The organism is Blastococcus sp. SYSU D00820 (assembly GCF_054050695.1).
This window is the reverse complement of sequence record NZ_JBJGZW010000001.1, coordinates 432,347-452,084: the sequence shown is the minus strand read 5'-3', so window position 1 is coordinate 452,084 and position 19,738 is coordinate 432,347. Positions and strand designations below refer to the sequence as shown.

General features: G+C 74.1%; 17 protein-coding genes. 2 read left to right on the top strand and 15 right to left on the bottom strand.

All coding sequences use genetic code 11. From position 1 onward, the window contains the following. Positions 1–95 precede the first annotated feature (95 nt). The 7 genes from ACI79R_RS02130 to clpB all read right to left on the bottom strand — a co-directional run bounded on the left by ACI79R_RS02130 (position 96) and on the right by clpB (position 9,727). A complete protein-coding gene (locus tag ACI79R_RS02130) occupies positions 96–1,448 on the bottom strand; it encodes an FAD-dependent oxidoreductase (RefSeq protein ID WP_456571926.1) in 1,353 nt (450 codons plus the stop codon). Between the two features lie 4 nt (positions 1,449–1,452). Next, on the bottom strand, positions 1,453–2,850 hold the full coding sequence (locus ACI79R_RS02125; protein ID WP_456571925.1) for an FAD-binding oxidoreductase: 1,398 nt from the start codon (positions 2,848–2,850) through the stop codon (positions 1,453–1,455). A gap of 123 nt (positions 2,851–2,973) precedes the next feature. Beyond that, entirely contained in the window at positions 2,974–3,528 is a 555-nt protein-coding gene (gene pyrE, locus ACI79R_RS02120) for an orotate phosphoribosyltransferase (protein ID WP_456571924.1), read from the bottom strand. Between the two features lie 62 nt (positions 3,529–3,590). Further along, the gene (locus tag ACI79R_RS02115; RefSeq protein WP_456571923.1) at positions 3,591–4,274 is read right to left on the bottom strand and encodes a fasciclin domain-containing protein; all 684 of its coding nucleotides are present in this window, start codon (positions 4,272–4,274) and stop codon (positions 3,591–3,593) included. Positions 4,275–4,438: 164 nt separating this feature from the next. After that, on the bottom strand, positions 4,439–6,136 hold the full coding sequence (locus tag ACI79R_RS02110; RefSeq protein ID WP_456571922.1) for a molybdopterin-dependent oxidoreductase: 1,698 nt from the start codon (positions 6,134–6,136) through the stop codon (positions 4,439–4,441). A gap of 90 nt (positions 6,137–6,226) precedes the next feature. Beyond that, positions 6,227–6,988 carry a hypothetical protein gene (locus ACI79R_RS02105; RefSeq protein WP_456571921.1) on the bottom strand — a complete coding sequence of 254 codons (762 nt, stop codon included), beginning with the start codon at positions 6,986–6,988 and terminating at the stop codon, positions 6,227–6,229. A gap of 141 nt (positions 6,989–7,129) precedes the next feature. Beyond that, the gene (gene clpB / locus ACI79R_RS02100) at positions 7,130–9,727 is read right to left on the bottom strand and encodes an ATP-dependent chaperone ClpB (protein ID WP_456571920.1); all 2,598 of its coding nucleotides are present in this window, start codon (positions 9,725–9,727) and stop codon (positions 7,130–7,132) included. Positions 9,728–9,962: 235 nt separating this feature from the next. Here clpB and ACI79R_RS02095 point away from each other — a divergent pair, with 235 nt between their 5' ends. Beyond that, on the top strand, positions 9,963–10,421 hold the full coding sequence (locus ACI79R_RS02095; RefSeq protein WP_456571919.1) for a MarR family winged helix-turn-helix transcriptional regulator: 459 nt from the start codon (positions 9,963–9,965) through the stop codon (positions 10,419–10,421). 87 nt (positions 10,422–10,508) lie between these two features. Further along, positions 10,509–10,946, top strand: a complete 438-nt coding sequence (locus ACI79R_RS02090; RefSeq protein ID WP_456571918.1) for an OsmC family peroxiredoxin — start codon at positions 10,509–10,511, stop codon at positions 10,944–10,946. A 71-nt stretch (positions 10,947–11,017) separates the two neighbouring features. Here ACI79R_RS02090 and ACI79R_RS02085 read toward each other — a convergent pair whose 3' ends face one another. From ACI79R_RS02085 to ACI79R_RS02050, 8 genes are all read right to left on the bottom strand, one after another. Next, entirely contained in the window at positions 11,018–12,664 is a 1,647-nt protein-coding gene (locus ACI79R_RS02085) for an MFS transporter (RefSeq protein ID WP_456571917.1), read from the bottom strand. Between the two features lie 32 nt (positions 12,665–12,696). Further along, complete coding sequence (locus ACI79R_RS02080; protein ID WP_456571916.1) at positions 12,697–13,170, bottom strand: MarR family winged helix-turn-helix transcriptional regulator; 474 nt, start codon at positions 13,168–13,170, stop codon at positions 12,697–12,699. A gap of 142 nt (positions 13,171–13,312) precedes the next feature. Next, positions 13,313–13,819, bottom strand: coding sequence for a MarR family winged helix-turn-helix transcriptional regulator (locus ACI79R_RS02075; protein ID WP_456571915.1), 507 nt, complete (start codon positions 13,817–13,819; stop codon positions 13,313–13,315). Continuing rightward, positions 13,816–14,274 (bottom strand): heat shock protein transcriptional repressor HspR, encoded by a 459-nt coding sequence (locus ACI79R_RS02070; protein ID WP_456571914.1) that lies wholly within the window; start codon positions 14,272–14,274, stop codon positions 13,816–13,818. The genes ACI79R_RS02075 and ACI79R_RS02070 overlap by 4 nt, the downstream gene beginning before the upstream one ends. Further along, positions 14,271–15,482 carry a molecular chaperone DnaJ gene (gene dnaJ / locus ACI79R_RS02065; protein ID WP_456571913.1) on the bottom strand — a complete coding sequence of 404 codons (1,212 nt, stop codon included), beginning with the start codon at positions 15,480–15,482 and terminating at the stop codon, positions 14,271–14,273. Before dnaJ ends, ACI79R_RS02070 begins: the two co-directional genes overlap by 4 nt. 19 nt (positions 15,483–15,501) lie before the next feature. Then, a complete protein-coding gene (gene grpE, locus ACI79R_RS02060; protein WP_456571912.1) occupies positions 15,502–16,215 on the bottom strand; it encodes a nucleotide exchange factor GrpE in 714 nt (237 codons plus the stop codon). Next, complete coding sequence (gene dnaK / locus ACI79R_RS02055; protein ID WP_456571911.1) at positions 16,212–18,080, bottom strand: molecular chaperone DnaK; 1,869 nt, start codon at positions 18,078–18,080, stop codon at positions 16,212–16,214. The genes grpE and dnaK overlap by 4 nt, the downstream gene beginning before the upstream one ends. A gap of 253 nt (positions 18,081–18,333) precedes the next feature. Further along, positions 18,334–19,323: a hypothetical protein gene (locus ACI79R_RS02050; RefSeq protein WP_456571910.1), complete on the bottom strand. Its 990-nt coding sequence runs from the start codon at positions 19,321–19,323 to the stop codon at positions 18,334–18,336. Between the last annotated feature and the right edge of the window lie 415 nt (positions 19,324–19,738).

The following is a 19,738-nucleotide window of genomic DNA, read 5'->3' as shown; positions in this document are numbered from 1 at the left end:
GGCACTCCTGTCGTCGGCGACTTGTGCGCAAGCTCCGGGTCAGTATCGCGCCTGGCCCCGGTGCGGCTGCAGCCCGTTCCCCCCTCCGGGACCGCTCAGCCCTGCTCGACCCGGCTGACCACCCGCGCGGCGACGAGCACCGGGTCGTAGGTGGGCGAGAACGGCGGTGCGTAGGAGAGGTCGGAACCGGCCAGCTCCTCGGCGGTCATCCCGGCCCAGATCGCGGTGGCCAGGACGTCGATCCGCTTGCCGCTGCCCGGCCCGCCGACGATCTGCGCGCCCAGCAGCAGCCCCGAGCCGCGCTCGCTGAGCAGCTTGACCGTCATCTGCTCCGCCCCCGGGTAGTAGCCGGCCCGCGTGGTGCCCTCGATCGTCTCGCTGCGGTAGTCGTAGCCGGCCCGCTCGGCCTGGGTGGTGCACAGCCCGGTGCGGGCGACCTCGGTGTCGCCCACCTTGGTCAGCGCCGTCCCGAGGACGCCGGCGAACCGGGCCGGGCGCCCGCCGATGACCGACCCGGCGACCCGGCCCTGCTTGTTGGCGTGCGTGCCGAGGGCGACGTGCATCGGCTCGCCGGTGATGCGGGAGAAGGTCTGCGAGCAGTCGCCGGCGGCGTAGACCTCCGGGTGCGACCGGCTGCGCTGGGTGCGGTCCACCTCGATGGCGCCGGTCTCGCCCAGCCGCAGCCCGGCCGCCCGGGCCAGCGCGACCTCCGGCCCCATGCCGAGCCCGAGCACGACCAGATCGCACTCGTAGCTCCCGGCGTCGGTGCGGACGGCGCGCGCGACGCCGTCCGCGTCGGTCTCCACCTCGCGCACGAACTGGCCGGTCTGCACCTCGATGCCCATGTCGCCCATCGCCTTGCAGACCCGCTCGCCCATGTCGGCGTCGAGCTGGCTCATGACCACCGGATCGGCGAGGACGACGGTCACCGAAAGCCCGCGGGCGTGCAGCACCTCGGCCATCTCCAGGCCGATGTAGCCGCCGCCGAGCACCACCGCGCGGCGGGCGCCGGCCGCCACCTCGGCGCGGATGTCGGCGCCGTCGGCGAGCCGGTGGACGCCGTGCACGCCCTGGGCGTCCAGCCCCGGCACCGGCGGGCGCAGCGGCCGGCCGCCGGTGGCGACCACCAGCCGGTCGTAGCCCAGCGAGCCGCCGTCGGAGGTGCGCACGGTGCCGGCGTCGAGGTCGATCTCCTCGGCGCGGGTGCCGGTGCGCACGTCGATCTGCTGGGCGGCGAACTCGGGCGGGGTGCGGGCGATCAGCCGGTCGCGGTCGGGGACGACGTCACCGACCCAGTAGGGGATGCCGCAGGCGGAGTAGGAGACGTCGGGCCCCTGCTCCAGGACGGTGATCTCCAGGTCGTCGGCCGGTCGCAGCCGGCGGGCCTGGGCGGCGGCGGACATGCCGGCGGCGTCCCCGCCGATGACGAGCAACCGGTCTCGGCTCATGGGTTCAGCGTGTCAGGCGGCGCAGCACCTTGCCCGGGTTGAGCAGGCCCTGCGGATCCAGCGCGTCCTTGATCCGGCGGTGCACGTCCAGCGAGACCGGTCCGATCTCCCGTTCCAGCCACTCCACCTTGAGCGCCCCGACGCCGTGCTCGCCGGTGATCGTGCCGCCGAGGGACAGGCCCAGTTCCAGGATGTCGTCGAACGCGGCGAACGCCCGGTCGCGCTGGTCGCCGTCCGCGGGGTCGAAGCAGATCGTGGGGTGCATGTTGCCGTCGCCGGCGTGCCCGACGACGCCGATGGTCAGCGCCCGCTGCGCGGCGATCGCGTCGCACCCGTCGAGGAACGCGGCGATCGAGGAGCGCGGCACCCCGACGTCGTCGATGAGGGTGGTGCCCAGCTGCTCCAGCGCCGGCAGCGCCATCCGGCGGGCGGCGAGCAGCAGGTCGCCCTCGGCCGGGTCGTCGGTGGTGTGCACCAGCTGCGCGCCGGCCTCCCGGCACAGCTGGGCCAGCGCCTCAATCTCGCGCACCGCGGCCTCCCCGCCGGTGTCGGACTGGGCCACCAGCAGGGCGTGCGCGGTGCGGTCCAGGTCGGCGCGCAGCAGGTCGTCGACGGCGCGGATGCAGGTGTTGTCCATGACCTCCAGCAGGCTGGGCACCAGCCCGGTGGTGACCACCCGCTCGACCACCTGTCCGGTCTGCGCGGTGGTGGCGAAGGTGGCGGCCAGCGTGACCGGCCGCTGCGGCGCGGGCCGCAGCGCCAGCGTGGCCTCGGTGATGACGCCGAGCGTGCCCTCCGAGCCGACGAACAGCCGGGCCAGGTCGTAGCCCGCGACGCCCTTGACGGTGCGCCGGCCGGTGCGCAGCACCCGCCCGTCGGCGAGGACGACCTCCAGGCCGAGCACGTAGTCGGTGGTGACGCCGTACTTGACGCAGCACAGGCCGCCGGAGTTCGTGGAGAGGTTGCCGCCGATCGTGCACCAGTCGTAGCTGGAGGGGTCCGGTGGGTAGAACAGCCCCGCACCGGCCACGGCGTCGCGCAGCTGCTTGTTGACCACGCCGGGCTGCACGACGGCCAGCCGGTCGGCCGGGGACACCTCGAGGACGGCGTCCATGCGGGTCATGACCAGCGTGATCGCGCCGTCGACGGCGTTGCTCGCCCCGGCCAGGCCGGAACCCGCGCCACGCGGCACCACGGGGACGCCGTGCCGGGAGGCCACCTGCATCACCGCGACGACGTCGGCGGTGGTGCGCGGCAGCACGACGGCCGCGGGCGTGCCGGCCTCGGCCAGCATCGCCTGGTCGCGGGCGTAGGAGGCGGTGACGTCGGGATCGGTGAGGACGCTGTCACTGCCCAGCGCGGCGGTGAGGTCGTCGAGCCAGGCGGTGGTCAGTGTGGTCACGCTCACACGGTAGTGCCCGCGCGCACATGATCAGGGTCCCTGATCGTGCAGCGTCCTCCCCGGGCGTGCACCGTCGGGGAGGACCCCAGATGACCAGGGACCCTGATCATCTGGGCAGGCCGCTCACTCCAGGCCGAGGTCGGCCAGCGTGTACGCGGCGCGGTACTCCAGCCCCGCGGCCTCGACCGCGGCGCGGCCGCCCCGGTCGACGATGACGGCGACGGCGATCACCTCGGCCCCGGCTTCCTGCAGCGCCTCGACCGCGGTGAGCGGGCTGCCGCCGGTGGTGGACACGTCCTCGACGACCAGCACCGTCCGGCCGGCGACGTCGGGGCCCTCGATCCGCCGCTGGAGCCCGTGCGCCTTGCCGGCCTTGCGCACCACGCAGGCGTCGAGGAAGCCCTCGCCGGCCGCGGCGGCGTGCAGCATCGCCGTCGCCACGGGGTCGGCGCCGAGCGTCAGCCCGCCGACGACGTCGTAGCGCAGGTCGCCGGTCAGCTGGCGCATGACCCGGCCGACCAGCGGTGCGCCCTCGTGGTGCAGCGTCAGGCGGCGCATGTCGATGTACCAGTCGGCCTCGCGGCCGGAGGAGAGCGTCACCTTCCCGTGCACCACGGCGAGCTCGACGATGAGCTCGAGCAGCCGGTCACGGTCGGGGATGGCAGCGGGCGACGTCACGGGGCGACCCTACGCAGCGGACCGGCCCGGCTCCCGAGGGGAGCCGGGCCGAGACCCTGCGCTCAGCCCTGGGCCGGCGCCAGGACCTGGTCGATGATGTAGACCGTCGCGTTGGCCGTCTGCACGTTGCCGCAGATGACCGAGGCCTCGGTGGTGCCGAGGACGGTCTGATCGGCCGAGAGGGTGAAGTCCTCACCCGAGCCCTCGATGGTCACCTGGTCGCCGAGCAGCGTGTCGTGCGTGCCCGCCAGCTCGTCGGGCGCCAGGCGGCCGTCGATGACGTGGTGGGTGAGCACCGCGGTCAGCTGCGCGGTGTCGGCGACCAGCGCGTTCAGCGCGTCGGCCGGCACCGCCTGGAAGGCCGGGTCGGCCGGGGCGAGGACGGTGATGTCCTGGGCGTTGTTCAGCGTGTCGCCGAGGTTGGCGGCACCGACCGCGCCCACGAGCATCGACAGGGCCGGGTTGTTGCTGGCGGCGGTGGCGACCGGGTCGTCGCTCATGCCGGTGAAGCTGCCCTCGCCGTCGGCCGGGACCGCGGAGCAGCCCTCGCCGAACGGCTCGTCCGAGGCCATCTCGGTGCTCGGGCTGCTGCTCTCCATGCCCTCGTCCGACGACGAGCTGCTCGAGGAGCCGCTGTCGCTCGCGCCGGTGTCGGCGGAGGAGTCGTCGGAGCCGCAGGCGCTCAGCGAGATCGCGAGGGTGGAGGCGGCGGCCAGCAGGACGCCGCGGGTCAGGGTGTTCTTCACGGTGGTTCTCCCTCTGTCGGTCCGGACGGCGCCGGGGTCACGGGCGCCGCGGGGCTGGTGCTGGTCTCCCCGGCCCGTTCCCGGGCATGGGGAGTACGCCTGCGGCCGAGGGCCGAGACGGGACTGTGGGGGATGTGCGGGGTGCCCCGGGGACGGGGCGCAGGTCAGCCCGCTATCACCCGGATCGAGTGCCACCCGGTGGCACCGGACGGGAACGGGGCGGCCCGCTCGTCGGTCTGGACCTCGCCGTCGGCCGCGGTGGCCCGGACGGTGAGCTGGTAGGAGCCGGCCTCGAAGTCGTAGGGCAGCATCCACTGCCGCCAGACGTCGGCGTCGACCTCCGGGGCGAGCTGGGCGGGCATCCACTCGCCGTCGTCCACGCGGACCTCCACCGCCGAGATGCCGCGGGTCTGCGCCCAGGCGACGCCGGCGATCGCCCGCCGCCCGGGCCGGAAGGAGCGCAGCGGCGCCGGGGTGTCGATGCGCGAGGCCACCTTGATCGGGCCCTGCGCCGCCCATCCGCGCTCCACCCAGTAGGCGTCGTAGGCGTCGAAGGTGGTCGCCTCGATGCCGGTGAGCCACTTGCAGGCCGAGACGTAGCCGTAGAGGCCCGGGATGATCATGCGGACCGGGAAGCCGTGCTCGATCGGCAGCGGCTCGCCGTTCATCGCGAAGGCGAGCATCGCGTCCTCGACCTGCAGGGCCGAGCGGGTGGGCGCGCCGATGGTCATGCCGTCGCTGGACCGGCAGACCAGCTGGTCGGAGTCCGGCGAGACGCCGTTCTCGCGCAGGAAGGCACCGAGCGGGACGCCGATCCACCGCGCCGTCCCCGCGAGGCCGCCACCGACCTCGTTGGAGACGCAGGTCAGGGTGATGTCGCGCTCGATGAGGTCGTCGCGGCCGAACAGGTCGGCCAGCGAGTAGGTGCGTGGCGAGTCGAACATGCCGGTCAGCTCGAGCCGGTAGCCGTCGGGCCGGATCTGCGGCACGGAGATCGCGGTGTCGACCCGGTAGAAGTCGCGGGCCGGGGTGATCAGCGGCGTGACGCCGTCGACGGTCTCGGCGAGGTCGGCGCCGGCGGGCAGCGCCGGGGCGGGCGAGGCCGGCGCCGGGATCATGAGGTCCTCACGGGCGCCGCTGACGTCGAAGCGCCGCTGGAGGAGCAGCCCGCCCCCGCCGGTGAGCGCCGCGGCGCCGACGGCGACGCCGCTGGTCAGAAAGAACCGGCGGCGGTCCATGGCGGTGCGGTCGCCGGAGCCCAGCGCCGTCCGGACGCGGTCCACCAGGCGCTCGTCGGCGTGCCGGGCGATCGCACCGGTGGCGTCCGCCGGCGGCCGCTCGGGCACGACGTCGCGGCCGTCGGCCGGGAGAGTGAGCGGGCGCAGCAGCGCCCGCAGGGCGACGACGCCCGCGACCGCGCCCACCACGGACGGCAGGAAGGCCAGCTGCCCGGCCGCCGGGCGGGTGGCCGCGGCCCAGGCGCCGAGGACGCCGAACAGGGCGACCCCGGCCACGCCGATCCAGCGCCGGCGCAGCGCGACCGCCCCGAGCAGGGCGGCGTAGAGGGCGACGACGGCCAGGACGCCGACGACGAGCGCGATCTTGTCGTTCTCGCCGAAGGTCCGGATCGCGAACTCCTTGACCGGCTCCGGGACCATCGTGATGACGGCGTCGCCGACGGCCACGACCGGCGAGGAGGACCGGCCGGTCAGCGCGGCGACCAGCTCGCCGACGCCGAGCGCGACCGCCGCGGCGATCAGCCCGGCGAGGGCACCGAGCGCGCGGCGCCCCCGCCGGCCGGGCGCCGGGGTGGGGGCGCCGGGGCCGGCGGCGGGAGCCGGGGCCTGCTCGGTGGTGGTCACGTCTGGTCTTCGCCCCGAGGGTGCCGATCGGTTCATAACAGTTGGATCACGGCGGGTCCGGGGCCCCTGGACGGCGCCCCGGACCCGGCGTCACCGCTGGCCGGTCGCCCGGCGCCAGCCCATGTAGCGGTACCACTCCGAGGCCGGCTTGAGGGCCAGGAAGACGATGCCCGCGATCGTGAGCAGCAGCTGGAAGACGTTCAGCACGCTGAGGAAGCCCAGCGTGGGCGCGGCCAGGCCGGCCAGGCCGCTGACGACGCCCAGCCCGCCGAGGACCCAGAGCACGATCCGTGCCCAGTTGCGCCCGTTCCAGGCGAACCAGATGAACAGGAAGTACAGCGCCGTGAAGAGCAGCGCGAAGACCGCGCCGACGGTGATCGCGGTGGTGCTGATGACCTCCTCGGCGTCCCCGTACAGCGCGGGGTCGTAGCCGGCGTCGATCAGCGCCTGGTCGACGATCTCGTCGAAGTTGAGGAACGTGACCACGCCGGCGACCAGGCTGAGGATCGTCGTGGCCAGCCACGCGCCGATGCCGATCCGCACCGCCGCCGGCCGCTCCATGTGCGCCGGCGCCCCGAACCCGCTGGGCGCCGCGGGTGCCGGGGCGTAGCCGTAGGGGGAGCCGGGCGGCTGCTGGCCGTACCCGGGCTGCTGCCCGTAGCCCGGCTGCTGCCCGTAGCCCGGCTGCTGGCCGTACCCGGGCTGCTGACCGGGGCCGGGCTGCTGGCCGTAGCCGGGCTGCTGCCCCTGGCCCGGCTGCTGACCGGAGCCGGGCTGCCCGTACGCCGGCGGCTGCTGACCGGACCCGGGCTGCCACCCCGGCTGCTCGGGCCCACTCGGTCCTGCCGTCATGACCACTCCCCTGCTGTGCGGATGTCCCGCCGATCATGGTCGACGGGACCGCCGGAGGGCAGGCTGACGCGCGCGCCGGCTCCGGGACACGACGAGCCCGCCGGGTCGCGGGGACCCGGCGGGCTCGTGCGTCGGTGCGGCTCACTCGGCCCGGCGGACCACCAGACCGGAGGTGTCCTCGGCGTCGAGCGCGGCCGGCCAGTCGACGACCACCTGGTCGCCGTCGCGGATGTCGCCGGCCAGCAGGGCCCGGGCGAGCTGGTCGCCGATGGCCGACTGCACCAGCCGGCGCAGCGGCCGGGCGCCGTAGACGGGGTCGAAGCCGTTGAGCGCCAGCCACTCGCGGGCCGCGTCGGTGACCGTGAGGGTCAGCCGGCGGGCGGCCAGCCGGCGGGCCAGCACCCCGACCTGGATGTCGACGATCCCGGTCAGCTCCTCGCTGCCCAGCGCGCGGAACACCACGACGTCGTCCAGCCGGTTGAGGAACTCGGGCTTGAAGTGCCCGCGCACCACCTCCAGCACGGCCGCACGGCGCCGCTCCTCGGGCACCGACTGGTCGGCGATCAGCTGGGAGCCCAGGTTCGAGGTGAGGATCAGCAGCGTGTTGCGGAAGTCCACCGTGCGCCCCTGGCCGTCGGTGAGCCGGCCGTCGTCGAGCACCTGGAGCAGGACGTCGAAGACGTCGGGGTGCGCCTTCTCGACCTCGTCGAGCAGCACGACGGTGTAGGGCCGCCGCCGCACCGCCTCGGTCAGCTGACCGCCGGCCTCGTAGCCCACGTAGCCGGGCGGGGCACCGACCAGGCGGGCCACCGAGTGCTTCTCGGAGTACTCGCTCATGTCGATGCGGACCATCGCCCGCTCGTCGTCGAACAGGAACTCCGCCAGCGCCTTGGCCAGCTCGGTCTTGCCCACGCCGGTCGGGCCGAGGAACAGGAACGAGCCGGTGGGCCGGTCGGGGTCGGCCACGCCGGAGCGCGCCCGGCGGACGGCGTCGGAGACCGCGCGCACCGCGTCGGGCTGGCCGACGACCCGCGCGGCGAGCTCGTCCTCCATCCGCAGCAGCTTCTGCGTCTCCCCCTCGAGCAGCCGGCCGGCGGGGATGCCGGTCCAGGCCTGGACGACCTCGGCGATGTCGTCGGGGCCGACCTCCTCCTTGAGCATCGAGTCGCTGCTGCCGACCGACTCCTCCGCCTCGCGCAGCGCCTTCTCCAGCTGCGGGATGCGGCCGTAGCGGAGCTCGGCGACGTGCGCGAGGTCGCCGTCGCGCTCGCCGCGCTCGGCCTCCTGGCGCACCCGCTCCAGCTCCTCCTTGATCTGCTGGATGCGGACGATCGCGCTCTTGTCCTGCTGCCAGCGGGCGGTCAGCTCGTCCAGCTGCTGGCGCCGGTCGGCCAGGTCCGCCCGCAGCGCGGCCAGCCGCTCCACCGAGGAGGGGTCGTCCTCCTTGGCCAGCGCCATCTCCTCGATCTCCAGCCGGCGGACGGCCCGCTCGACCTCGTCGACCTCGACCGGCCGGCTGTCGATCTCCATGCGCAGCCGGGAGGCCGCCTCGTCGACCAGGTCGATCGCCTTGTCGGGCAGGAAGCGGGCGGTCACGTACCGGTCGGACAGCGTCGCGGCGGCCACGATCGCGGTGTCGGTGATCCGCACACCGTGGTGCACCTCGTAGCGCTCCTTGAGCCCGCGGAGGATGCCGATGGTGTCCTCGACCGAGGGCTCGCCCACCAGCACCTGCTGGAAGCGGCGCTCCAGCGCCGGGTCCTTCTCGATGTGCTCGCGGTACTCGTCGAGCGTGGTGGCGCCGACCATCCGCAGCTCACCGCGGGCGAGCATCGGCTTGATCATGTTGCCGGCGTCCATGGCGGACTCGCCGGTGGCCCCCGCGCCGACGATGGTGTGCAACTCGTCGATGAAGGTGATGACCTGGCCCTCGGCCTCGGTGATCTCCTGCAGGACGGCCTTGAGCCGCTCCTCGAACTCGCCGCGGTACTTCGCCCCGGCGACCATCGAGCCGAGGTCCAGCGCCATCAGCCGCTTGCCCTTGAGGCTCTCCGGCACGTCGCCGGCGACGATCCGCTGGGCCAGGCCCTCCACGATCGCCGTCTTGCCGACGCCGGGCTCGCCGATGAGGACGGGGTTGTTCTTCGTGCGCCGGGAGAGCACCTGGACGACCCGGCGGATCTCGGTGTCCCGGCCGATGACCGGGTCGATCTTGCCCTCGCGGGCCCGCTCGGTGAGGTCGACGGCGAACTTCTCCAGCGCCTGGAAGGTGCCCTCGGGGTCGGGGGTGGTCACCTTGCGGTTGCCCCGGACCGTGCGGAACGCGGCCAGCAGCGACTCGCGGGTGGCACCGGCGCTGGCCAGCACCGTGCCGGCCTCACCGTCGACCCCGGCCAGGCCCACGAGCAGGTGCTCGGTGGAGATGAACTCGTCCCCCAGGGCGCTGGCCTGCTCCCCGGCGGCGTTGAGCACGCGGAGGAGCTCGCGCGAGGGCGAGGGGGCCGGCACGGTGGCGCCGCTGACGCTGGGCATGCGGCGGACGGCCGCCTCGGCCTTGGCACGCACGTCGGCCACGTCGGCGCCGACGGCCTTGAGCAGCGGGCCGGCGATGCCGTCGGTCTGCTCCAGGAGGGCGACGAGCAGGTGCAGGGGCTCCAGCGCGGCCTGGCCACGGTCGACCGCCAGCCGCTGGGCGGCTGCGATCGCCTCCTGCGAACGGGTGGTGAGCTTGCTCTGCATGGTGGGGGAGGTCGTTCCTCTCGCGCGGGGCCGGGCGGCCCGGCCGGGTCTGTCGGGAGTTGCAACGAACTCAGGGTTGAGTCTGTTCCACTCAACCTCACTGCGTCCAGTGTCCGCAGGTTCCCGGCCGGAACCGGTCGTGCACCGCCGATGGTGACGTACGCCTCATCGGCCTCGCCCCCGGGTGACCCCCCGGCAACGGGGTGTTGCGGCGCGGCGGTCCTAGACTCGGGCCATGACGCGCCTGCCGGCCCCGAGCGTCCTCCTCGAGGACCAGCTGTGCTTCGCGCTGTACGCCGCATCCCGCGCCCTGACCGCGCGCTACCGGCCGCAGCTCGACGAGATCGGGCTCACCTATCCCCAGTACCTCGTGATGATGCTGCTCTGGGAAGAGGACAACCAGACCGTGGGCCAGCTGGGCTCGCGGCTCAACCTCGACAGCGGCACCCTCTCCCCGCTGCTCAAGCGGCTGACGGCCGCCGGCCTGGTCACCCGGCACCGCCGGGTGGAGGACGAGCGCTCGGTCTCCATCGCCCTCACCGAGGCCGGCCGGAGCCTGCGCGACCGCGGTCTGAAGATCTCCGAGGACATGATCTGCGCCCTGCAGCTCGACGTCGCCGACTTCGCGACGCTGAAGAGCCAGCTGGAGACGCTCATCGCCCGGGTCGGCGCAGCCGGCCGGACCGACGCCTGAGAATGGACCCCCTGCACCCCGCCACTCGCAGGCTCGTGGCGGGACCCTGCAGGGAGCCGTAACCCGTCGACCCCGCGGAGGAGATCCATGCCCACCCGTACCGCACGCACCGCCTGGAACGGCACCCTGCAGGACGGTTCCGGCCAGGTCGAGCTCTCCAGCTCGAAGGTCGGCACCTACGAGGTCAGCTTCCCCAAGCGCGCCGCCGACGAGGCCGGGGGCACCACCAGCCCCGAGGAGCTCATCGCCGCGGCGCACTCCTCGTGCTTCGCCATGGCGCTGTCCAGCGAGATCGGCAAGGCCGGCGGAACGCCGCAGTCGCTGGAGGTCACCGCCGAGGTGACCCTCGGCCAGAAGGACGGCGCCCCGACCATCACGGCGATCGCGCTCACCGTGCGCGGCGAGGTCGACGGTCTCGACGCCGCCGGCTTCGAGCAGGCCGCGCAGGCGGCCAAGGCCGGCTGCCCGGTGAGCAAGGCCCTCGCCGGCGTCGACCAGATCACCCTGGACGCCGCGCTGGAGTAGACCTCCCGGACGACGACGGCGGCCCGCACTCCCGGTCAGGGGGTGCGGGCCGCCGTCGTCGGGGCCGGTGCTCAGCGCCGGGCGGGGGCCTCCACGACGGGGGCGACCGCCGCGGCGACGCCGCCGGCCGGGGTGGCGTCGGGCGCCGGGACGCCGTCGCCCGCCTCGCCGCGCAGCCGCTCCTCGCCGCTCTCCGTGCGCAGCGCGATCTCGCGGATGGCGAGGATCGCCAGGAGGGCGACCACCGCCACCACGGCCGAGACCAGGAAGATGCGGCCGGTCGCGTCGCCGTAGGAGACCTCGATCAGCTCCCGCACCGGCGCCGGGGCGTCGGCCAGGTCGGCGAGGCCCACGCTGCCCGAGCCGGAGGAGGCCGCGCCCGCCGGCAACCCCGCGGTGATCAGCGTGGACACCCGGGCGGTCAGCACCGCGCCGAGCACCGAGACGCCGATCGTGCCGCCCAGGCTGCGGAAGAAGGCGACCGCGGAACTGGCCGCACCGAGGTCCCGCGCGGCCACGGTGTTCTGCACGGCGAGGACCAGGTTCTGCATGGTCATGCCGATGCCGGTGCCGAGGACGAAGAGGAAGACGCCGAGCAGCACCATCGACGTCTCGTGGTCGATGGTCCCCAGGAGCCCGAAGCCGAGGACGACGAGCAGCGACCCGCCCACGAGGAACCGCTTCCAGCGGCCGGTCCGGGTGATCAGGATGCCGGAGACCGTCGAGGAGACCAGCATCCCGCCGACCATCGGGATGGTCAGCAGCCCGGCCGCCGTCGGCGAGTAGCCGCGGGAGATCTGCAGGTACTGACCGAGGAAGACCGTCGAGCCGAACATCGCCACACCGATGGCCACGCTGGCGAGCACGGCGAGGGTCGTGGTGCGGTCGCGGAACAGCCGCAGCGGGACGATCGGCTCCCGGGCCCGGAGCTCGGTGACGATGAAGGCGGCGACCGCGAGCACCCCGCCGCCGACGAACAGCGCCGTCTCGACCGACGCCCAGGCGAAGCTGTCACCGGCCAGGGTGACCCAGATGAGCAGCGCGGAGACGCCGGCGGTCAGGAAGGCCGCGCCCAGGTAGTCGATGTGCACGTCGCGCTTGGTCACCGGCAGGTGCAGCGTGCGCTGCAGCAGGACCAGGGCGACCGCGGCGAAGGGGACGCCGACGTAGAAGCACCAGCGCCAGCCCAGCCAGCTGGTGTCGACCAGCAGGCCGCCGAGCAGCGGGCCGCCGACGGTGGCGACGGCCATCACGCTGCCGAGCAGGCCGGAGTACCGGCCACGCTCGCGCGGGCTGATCATCGCCGCCATCGCGATCTGCACGAGCGCCTGCAGGCCGCCCAGGCCCAGGCCCTGCAGCACCCGCCAGGCGATCAGCGTCTCGACCGACTGGGCCAGGCCGGCCAGCATCGAGCCGACGATGAAGATCACGATCGACAGCTGGATCAGCAGCTTCTTGCTGAACAGGTCGGCGAGCTTGCCCCAGATCGGGGTGGAGGCGGTCGAGGACAGCAGGGTCGCCGTCACGACCCAGGTGTACTGGCCCTGGGTGCCGCGCAGCTCGGTGATGATCGTGGGCAGGGCGTTGGAGACGACGGTCGAGGACAGGAACGCCACGAACATCGCCAGCAACATGCCGGAGAGGGCCTCGAGGATCTGCCGGTGCGTCATCCGGCCCTGTTGCTCCACCGGGGCGGTGGAGGCGACGGAGGTGGTCACGGTGCTCCTGGGATCGGTGCGGCGGACGGCGGTCACGACGCCATCCGGGGGGACGAGGTGGGCAGCAGGCGGTCCATGTCGTCGGCGAGCCGCTCGACGAGGGCGCTGAGCGTCAGGGCGTCCTGCTCCGACCAGTCGGCGAGCGCGCCGGCGGCCCAGTCGGAGCGCACCGCGCGGGTGCCGGCCATGGCCGTCCGACCCGCCTCGGTGAGGGCGAGGAGGCTGGCCCGGCCGTCCCGCGGATCGGGCCGGCGGGACACGTACCCGGCCCGCTCGAGGACGGCGACCTGGCGGCTGGCCACCGAGACGTCGATGCCGGCCCGGGTGGCGAGGGCGCTGCAGCGCTGCTCCCCCTCCTGCTCGAGCGGCAGCAGCAGCGCCCACCCGAACGACGGGAGGTCGCCGTAGACGGAGTCGGCGGCCCGGACCGACAGGTGCCGCCCGCTGCGCAGCAGCCGGGCGACACCGGCGGTGAGCCGGTCCCGCGTCTGGCTGGTGATGGCCATCGTGCCCCTTGCTCGTACCACTTGCTTGTAGACCACAACCATACATCTGGATGGTTGTGGTTTACAACTGACTGTGGGCACGAACACGCCGCGCCCGGTCCCTCGTGGAGGGCCGGGCGCGGCGGGGGGCGGTCTCAGGTGGTCAGGGCGCGGACGCAGCGGCGGGCTCGCCGGCGTCCTCGGCGAAGCGCGCCTCACCGAGCCGGTTGAAGGCGCTGAGCAGCTCCCCGAGACGGACGACGTCCTCGGTCGGCCAGTGCGCCATGTCCGACTCCCAGCGGGCGCGCCGGGCCTCGCGGATCCGGGCCAGCCGGGCCGCGCCCTCGGGCGAGGGCCGCAGCACCTGGGCGCGGCCGTCGGTCGGATCGGCCTCGCGGGTGACCAGGCCGAGGTCGACCAGCGAGGACACCTGCCGGCTCACCGTGCTCTTGTCCAGACCCAGGCGGGCCACCAGGTCGCTGTTGCGCAGCGGACCGAGGTCCTGGAGCAGGGCGAGCAGGCCGTAGGCGGCGCCGTCGAGATCGGGGTGCAGCTCCCTCGCCAGCCGGGCGGAGATGGCCCGCGACCGGCGCAGCAGCAGCCCGACCTCGCGCTCGACGCGGATGAACGCCTCGTGCGCGAGCGGGTCGGGCGCCGCGGGGTCGGTCACCGCTGCTCCCTCGGCCGCCAGACGACGAGCGCCGACGTCGCCGGGCGCAGGGGCACCAGGTCACCGCCGTAGCCCGCGCGGGCGGCCGTCTCCGCGGCGATCCGCCGGTTCTCCGACACCTGCAGCTCCTCGATCAGCTCGGTGACGCGCTGCTGCAGCGCCTCCACCTGGGACTCCAGGTCGATGATGCGCTTGATGCCGGCGAGGTTGACGCCGTCCTCCTGCGAGAGGCGCTGGACCTCCCGCAGCAGGGCGACGTCGCGCGGGCTGTACCGCCGCCCGCCGCCGGCGGTGCGGCCCGGCCGCACCAGGCCCAGCCGGTCGTACTGGCGCAGGGTCTGCGCGTGCATCCCGGCCAGCTCGGCGGCCACCGAGATGACGAAGACCGGGGCGTCGTCGGCCAGCGAGCGGCCGGCGTCTCGCCGCTCGCGCGAGCCGTCGGTGGGTGCGGTCACCGCGACCCCCCGTCGGCCACCGCCGCGGTGATCCGCGGCCGCGGGTCACCGAGCTCGGCCTCGAGGTCCTTGAGCGCCTGCTCGCCCGCCGGCGACAGCCGCTTGGGGACGGCGACCTCCACGGTGACCAGCAGGTCACCGGACCGGCCCTTGCCCGGGACGCCGCGGCCGCGGACCCGCAGGGTCTGGCCGCTGGCCGTCCCGGCCGGCACCCGCAGCGACACGTTGCCGTTGAGGGTCGGCACGGTGAGCGTCGTCCCGAGGGTGGCCTCGCCGAACGTGATCGGCACGGTGAGCGTGAGGTCGTCGCCCTTGCGGCCGAACAGCTCGTGCTCGTTGACGTGCACGACCACGAACAGGTCGCCGGCCGGGCCGCCGCGGCGGCCGGGGGCGCCCTTGCCGGCCAGCCGGATCCGCTGGCCGTCCCGGACGCCGGCCGGGATCCGCACGGTGATGGTGCGCGTCTGCGTGGTCACGCCGCTGCCGGTGCAGGTCGGGCAGGGGTCGTCGACCACCTGGCCGCTGCCGCGGCAGTTGCGGCACGGCTCGCTGAACGCGAACGCGCCCTGGCTCCGGCTGGTGACGCCGGCGCCCTGGCACACCGGGCAGGTGTGCGGCGAGGTGCCGGGCCGGGCCCCGCTGCCGGCGCAGGTCGGGCAGGTGCCCGGGCTCTGCATGCGCAGCGGAACGGTCACGCCGAGCACCGCCTCCTCGAAGGAGAGGGTGGCCTCGGTCTCGACGTCCTGGCCGCGGGCCGGGCCGGACGCCGCCTGGCTGCGCGCGCGGGCCGAGCCGGGGCCGGCCCCGCCGCCGAACAGGCCGCCGAGGATGTCGCCCAGACCGCCGCCGGCCGTGCGGCTGCCGGCCCCGCCGGCCGCGCCGAACAGGTCCCCGAGGTCGAACGGCTGCCCGCCCCCGGCTCCGCCGGGGAAGCCCCCGGGGAAGCCGGCGCGGGCGCCGGCGCCACCGGCGCCGAACAGCCGCCGGGCCTCGTCGTACTCCGCCCGACGCTTGGGATCGGAGAGCACGTCGTAGGCCTCGGAGACCTCCTTGAACTTGGCCTCCGCGTCCGTGTTGCCCGGGTTCTTGTCCGGATGCAGGTCACGGGCGAGCTTGCGGTAGGCCTTCTTGATCGCCGCCGCGTCGGCGTCCTGGGCGACGCCCAGCGCGGCGTAGTAGTCCTTCTCGATGAAGTCCCGGGTGCTCATCGGACGCCCCCTCTCGAGCTCAGTCGGACGCCGGTGAGCCCGCTGCCGGGGCCTCGCCGGTCGGCTCCGCCGCGGCCGCGCCGTCGCCGGCGGGAGCCGGCTGCTCCGGGTCGGTCACGGCGACCATGGCGGTGCGCAGCACGCGGTCACCGCGGCGGAAGCCCTGCCGCAGCACCGTCGTGGCGGTCGGCACCTGCACGTCGGCGGAGGTGTCGTGCATGACCGCCTCGTGCAGCGACGGGTCGAACGGGTCACCGCTCTTGCCGAACGCCTCGACGCCCAGGCCGTCGAGCAGCCCCAGGACGCGGTCGGCGACCACCTTGAAGGCACCGGTCAGGTCGCCGTGGTCGCGCGCCCGCTCGATGTCGTCGACGATCGGGAACAGCTGGGCGGCGAACCGCTCGGCGGCCTGGTCGACCACCAGCGTGCGGTCGCGGTCGACCCGGCGGCGGTAGTTGGCGAACTCGGCCGTGACCCGCTGGAGGTCCTCGGTCCGCTCGGCCAGCTGCCGTGACAGCTCGTCGTCGCCGGCCGGACCGGCGGGCGGCTGCTGCTCGGCCGCCGTCTCGTTCTCGCTCATCTGCTCCCCTGGCGCTGCACTGGCTGCGGTCGATGGGCCCGGCGGGGCGCCGGCCGGCTGCTCGCCGGCCGGCGCCCGCACCTCGCCACTGGTCGGGTCGATGCGCCGCTTGTCACGGATCACGACCCGCGGCTGATCGTCCCCGGAACTCATCGGCGGTCGTCGTCCTCGTCGACGATCTCGGCGTCGACGACGTCGTCGTCACCGGTCGCCGCGCCCGACTGCGCGCCGGCACCGGCGCCGGGCGCCTCGCCGCCGGCCGCCGCGCTCGCCTCGGCCTGCTGGGCGTACAGCGCCCCGCCGACCTCCTGCGAGACCCGCGCGACCTTCTCCTGCGCGGCCTTGATCGCGGCGATGTCCGAGCCGCCGAGGGCGGAGCGCAGCTCGGTCAGGGCCTCGCCGAGCTCCTCCTTCTTGTCGGCCGGGATCTTGTCGCCGTTCTCGGCCAGGAACTTCTCGGTCTGGTACTGCAGCGACTCCGCCAGGTTGCGGGTCTCGGCCTCCTCGCGGCGGCGCTTGTCCTCCTCGGCGTGGGCCTCGGCGTCGCGCATCATCCGCTCGATGTCCTCCTTGGGGAGGGCCGAGCCGCCGGTGATGGTCATCGACTGCTCCTTGCCCGTGCCGAGGTCCTTGGCGGACACGTGCACGATGCCGTTGGCGTCGATGTCGAAGGCGACCTCGATCTGCGGGACGCCGCGGGGCGCCGGCGGCAGACCGGTCAGCTCGAACATGCCGAGCTTCTTGTTGTACATCGCCATCTCGCGCTCGCCCTGGAAGACCTGGATCTGCACCGAGGGCTGGTTGTCGTCGGCCGTCGTGAAGATCTCCGAGCGCTTCGTCGGGATCGTGGTGTTGCGCTCGATGAGCTTGGTCATGATGCCGCCCTTGGTCTCGATGCCCAGGGACAGCGGGGTGACGTCGAGCAGCAGGACGTCCTTGACCTCGCCCTTGAGCACGCCGGCCTGCAGCGCGGCGCCGATGGCGACGACCTCGTCGGGGTTGACGCCCTTGTTGGGCTCCTTGCCCCCGGTCAGCTCGCGGACCAGGTCGGTGACCGCCGGCATGCGGGTCGAGCCACCGACGAGGACGACGTGGTCGATCTCGCCGACGGAGATGCCGGCGTCCCGGACCGCCTGGTTGAACGGCGCGCGGGCGCGGTCGAGGAGGTCCTGGGTGAGCCGCTGGAACTCCGCCCGGGTGATCGTGACGTCGAGGTGCAGCGGGCCCTCGGCCCCGGCGGTGATGTAGGGCAGGTTGACGTTGGTCGACTGGGCGCCCGACAGCTCGATCTTGGCCTTCTCGGCGGCCTCGCGGAGCCGCTGCATGGCCAGCTTGTCCTTGGACAGGTCGATGCCGTTGGAGGCGTTGAAGGTCTGCACCAGGTGCTTGACGACCCGCTCGTCCCAGTCGTCACCACCGAGGTGGTTGTCACCGGCGGTGGCCTTCACCTCGATGACGCCCTCGCCGATCTCCAGCAGGGAGACGTCGAAGGTGCCGCCGCCGAGGTCGAAGACGAGGATGGTCTGCTCGGTCTCGCCCTTGTCCAGGCCGTAGGCCAGCGCGGCCGCGGTCGGCTCGTTGACGATCCGCAGGACGTTGAGGCCCGCGATCTCACCGGCCTCCTTGGTGGCCTGGCGCTGGGCGTCCTCGAAGTAGGCAGGGACGGTGATGACGGCGTCGGTGACCGGCTCGCCCAGGTAGGTCTCGGCGTCCCGCTTGAGCTTCTGCAGGATGCGCGCGCTGATCTCCTGCGGCGTGTACCGCTTGCCGTCGATCTCCTCGGTCTTCCAGTCGGTGCCCATGTGCCGCTTCACCGAGCGGATGGTGCGGTCGACGTTGGTGACCGCCTGGTTCTTGGCCGACTGGCCGACGAGGACCTCGCCGTTCTTGGCGAAGGCCACCACGGAGGGGGTGGTGCGCGAACCCTCGGAGTTCGCGATGACCGTCGGCTCGCCGCCCTCCAGGACGGTGACGACGGAGTTGGTGGTGCCGAGGTCGATACCGACCGCTCGAGCCATGGAGATGGCCTCTCTTCCGTGTGTACGAGGGTGGTGCTGGTCTGCTCAGGAGCCGAGGGACGCCGGCTGCTCCTGGCTCCGCAGGGCCTTGCGTCGGGTCCGCTCAACTTTCCTGCCCAGCCTAACGGCACGGTGCACGCTCGTGTTCCCGGGTCCGGGGTGGGCGCGAAGATGATCAGGGTCCCTGATCCCGTGGCGACCTCCCGGACGGTGGGACGCCGGGGAGGACGCCGGGCGGTGCGGGAGGACGACGTCAGGCGACGACGTCGGCCGCGCCCGCACCCCACTCGACGGTCGGCACGATGACGAAGTCCCGCGGCCTCGCGTAGGGGACGGCGAGCAGCTCCCGCAGGCGGCGCACGAGGGTGGCGTGACCGCCGACGACGTCCTCGAACGCGACGCGGAGGAAGCGGATCCCCAGCGCGCGGACGGCGTCCTCCCGCCGCTTCTCGTCCCAGAGCGCGTCGTCGTCGGTGTACTTGACCCGGCCGTCGAACTCGACGGCGACCGCCGCCTCCTCGTACCAGCCGTCGAGGCGGGCCAGCCGCCGCCCGCCCACGTACACCTCGGGCTGCACCTCCGGCAGGGGCAGCCCGGCCGCCAGGATCGCCAGCCGCCCGCGCGTCTCCAGCGGCGACTCCGCCCTGCCGTCGGCCAGCGAGAGGGCCCGCGCGGCCCCGCCGATGGCCGGCCAGTGGGTCTGCCGGAGCACCGCGGCCCGGACCTCCGCGCGGGTGACCAACCGGTTCTGCACCGCGGAGTCGAGGGCGATGACCGAGTCCGTCAGGGACCACTCGCGTCCGCAGTCGACGAGGGTCCGCGCGACCGAGGTGACGCGGAGCGGGCCGTACCGGGCGACCTCCCCGGCCTCGAGCGCCGCCTCGGCCACCCGGTAGCCCCGGCCGCGGCGCCATCCGGCGGCCTCGGTCAGTCGCACGTCCGCATCGAGTCCGCGCGGCAGCTCGAGGCGGTGGAAGCGCGCGGCCGAGCCGTGGCTCAGCGCCGGCCGGCCACCGAGCACGGCGAGCACCGCGACGGACCTGACGAGGTGCTCGCTCCGGGGATCGGCGACGGCGCGCTCCCACTTTGCCGTCTCGATGTAGACGCCGCGGCGCAGCCGGTGCCAGACGCGGGTCCGCAGCGCCGTCCTGATCTCGTCGTCGTCGTAGCCGGCGCGGTGGAGGTCCGTCGCGGTGAAGACACCGAGGCGACGGCGGGCAGCAGCGGCGAGCAGCGGGTGCACCGCGCCAGTCTCGGCAGCTGCGCCCGGTCCCGGCCGGGACGTCGCGGATCTGTGGACAACGGGCGTCCACCCCCACCCGACGGGGTCCTCTCCGGCCGCGCACCGCCGGGGAGGACCCCACACGATCAGGGACCCTGATCATGTCCACCGCCCACCCGCGCACGGGCGGGAGCCTCGAGCTCCCGGTCATCGGGACGACGGCGCCACAGTGACCAGCGCCACGCCGGACGCCGGCCCGGGACGCGTTCCCGCGGCTCCGGCGAGGCCGGCCCGCCGGCGCCCGGCACCGACGCGGCGCACCGCCTCCCGGGGACGCCCGGCGACCGGGGTTACTGGCGAGTAGCCTGAGCGGGCGCCAGCTATCGTGCGAGCGTTCGGGCAGTGGTGCCCGCAGCGGTCCGCCGCGGCCCGGGGG

What these genes read in the sequence shown, in the direction of transcription:
- ACI79R_RS02130 (WP_456571926.1), bottom strand. Translation starts at nt 1,448, where the DNA reads ATGAGCCGAGACCGGTTGCTCGTCATCGGCGGGGACGCCGCCGGCATG.
- ACI79R_RS02105 (WP_456571921.1), bottom strand. Translation starts at nt 6,988, where the DNA reads ATGACGGCAGGACCGAGTGGGCCCGAGCAGCCGGGGTGGCAGCCCGGG.
- grpE (WP_456571912.1), bottom strand. Translation starts at nt 16,215, where the DNA reads ATGAGTTCCGGGGACGATCAGCCGCGGGTCGTGATCCGTGACAAGCGG.
- ACI79R_RS02090 (WP_456571918.1), top strand. Translation starts at nt 10,509, where the DNA reads ATGCCCACCCGTACCGCACGCACCGCCTGGAACGGCACCCTGCAGGAC.
- ACI79R_RS02080 (WP_456571916.1), bottom strand. Translation starts at nt 13,170, where the DNA reads ATGGCCATCACCAGCCAGACGCGGGACCGGCTCACCGCCGGTGTCGCC.
- ACI79R_RS02095 (WP_456571919.1), top strand. Translation starts at nt 9,963, where the DNA reads ATGACGCGCCTGCCGGCCCCGAGCGTCCTCCTCGAGGACCAGCTGTGC.
- dnaK (WP_456571911.1), bottom strand. Translation starts at nt 18,080, where the DNA reads ATGGCTCGAGCGGTCGGTATCGACCTCGGCACCACCAACTCCGTCGTC.
- dnaJ (WP_456571913.1), bottom strand. Translation starts at nt 15,482, where the DNA reads ATGAGCACCCGGGACTTCATCGAGAAGGACTACTACGCCGCGCTGGGC.
- clpB (WP_456571920.1), bottom strand. Translation starts at nt 9,727, where the DNA reads ATGCAGAGCAAGCTCACCACCCGTTCGCAGGAGGCGATCGCAGCCGCC.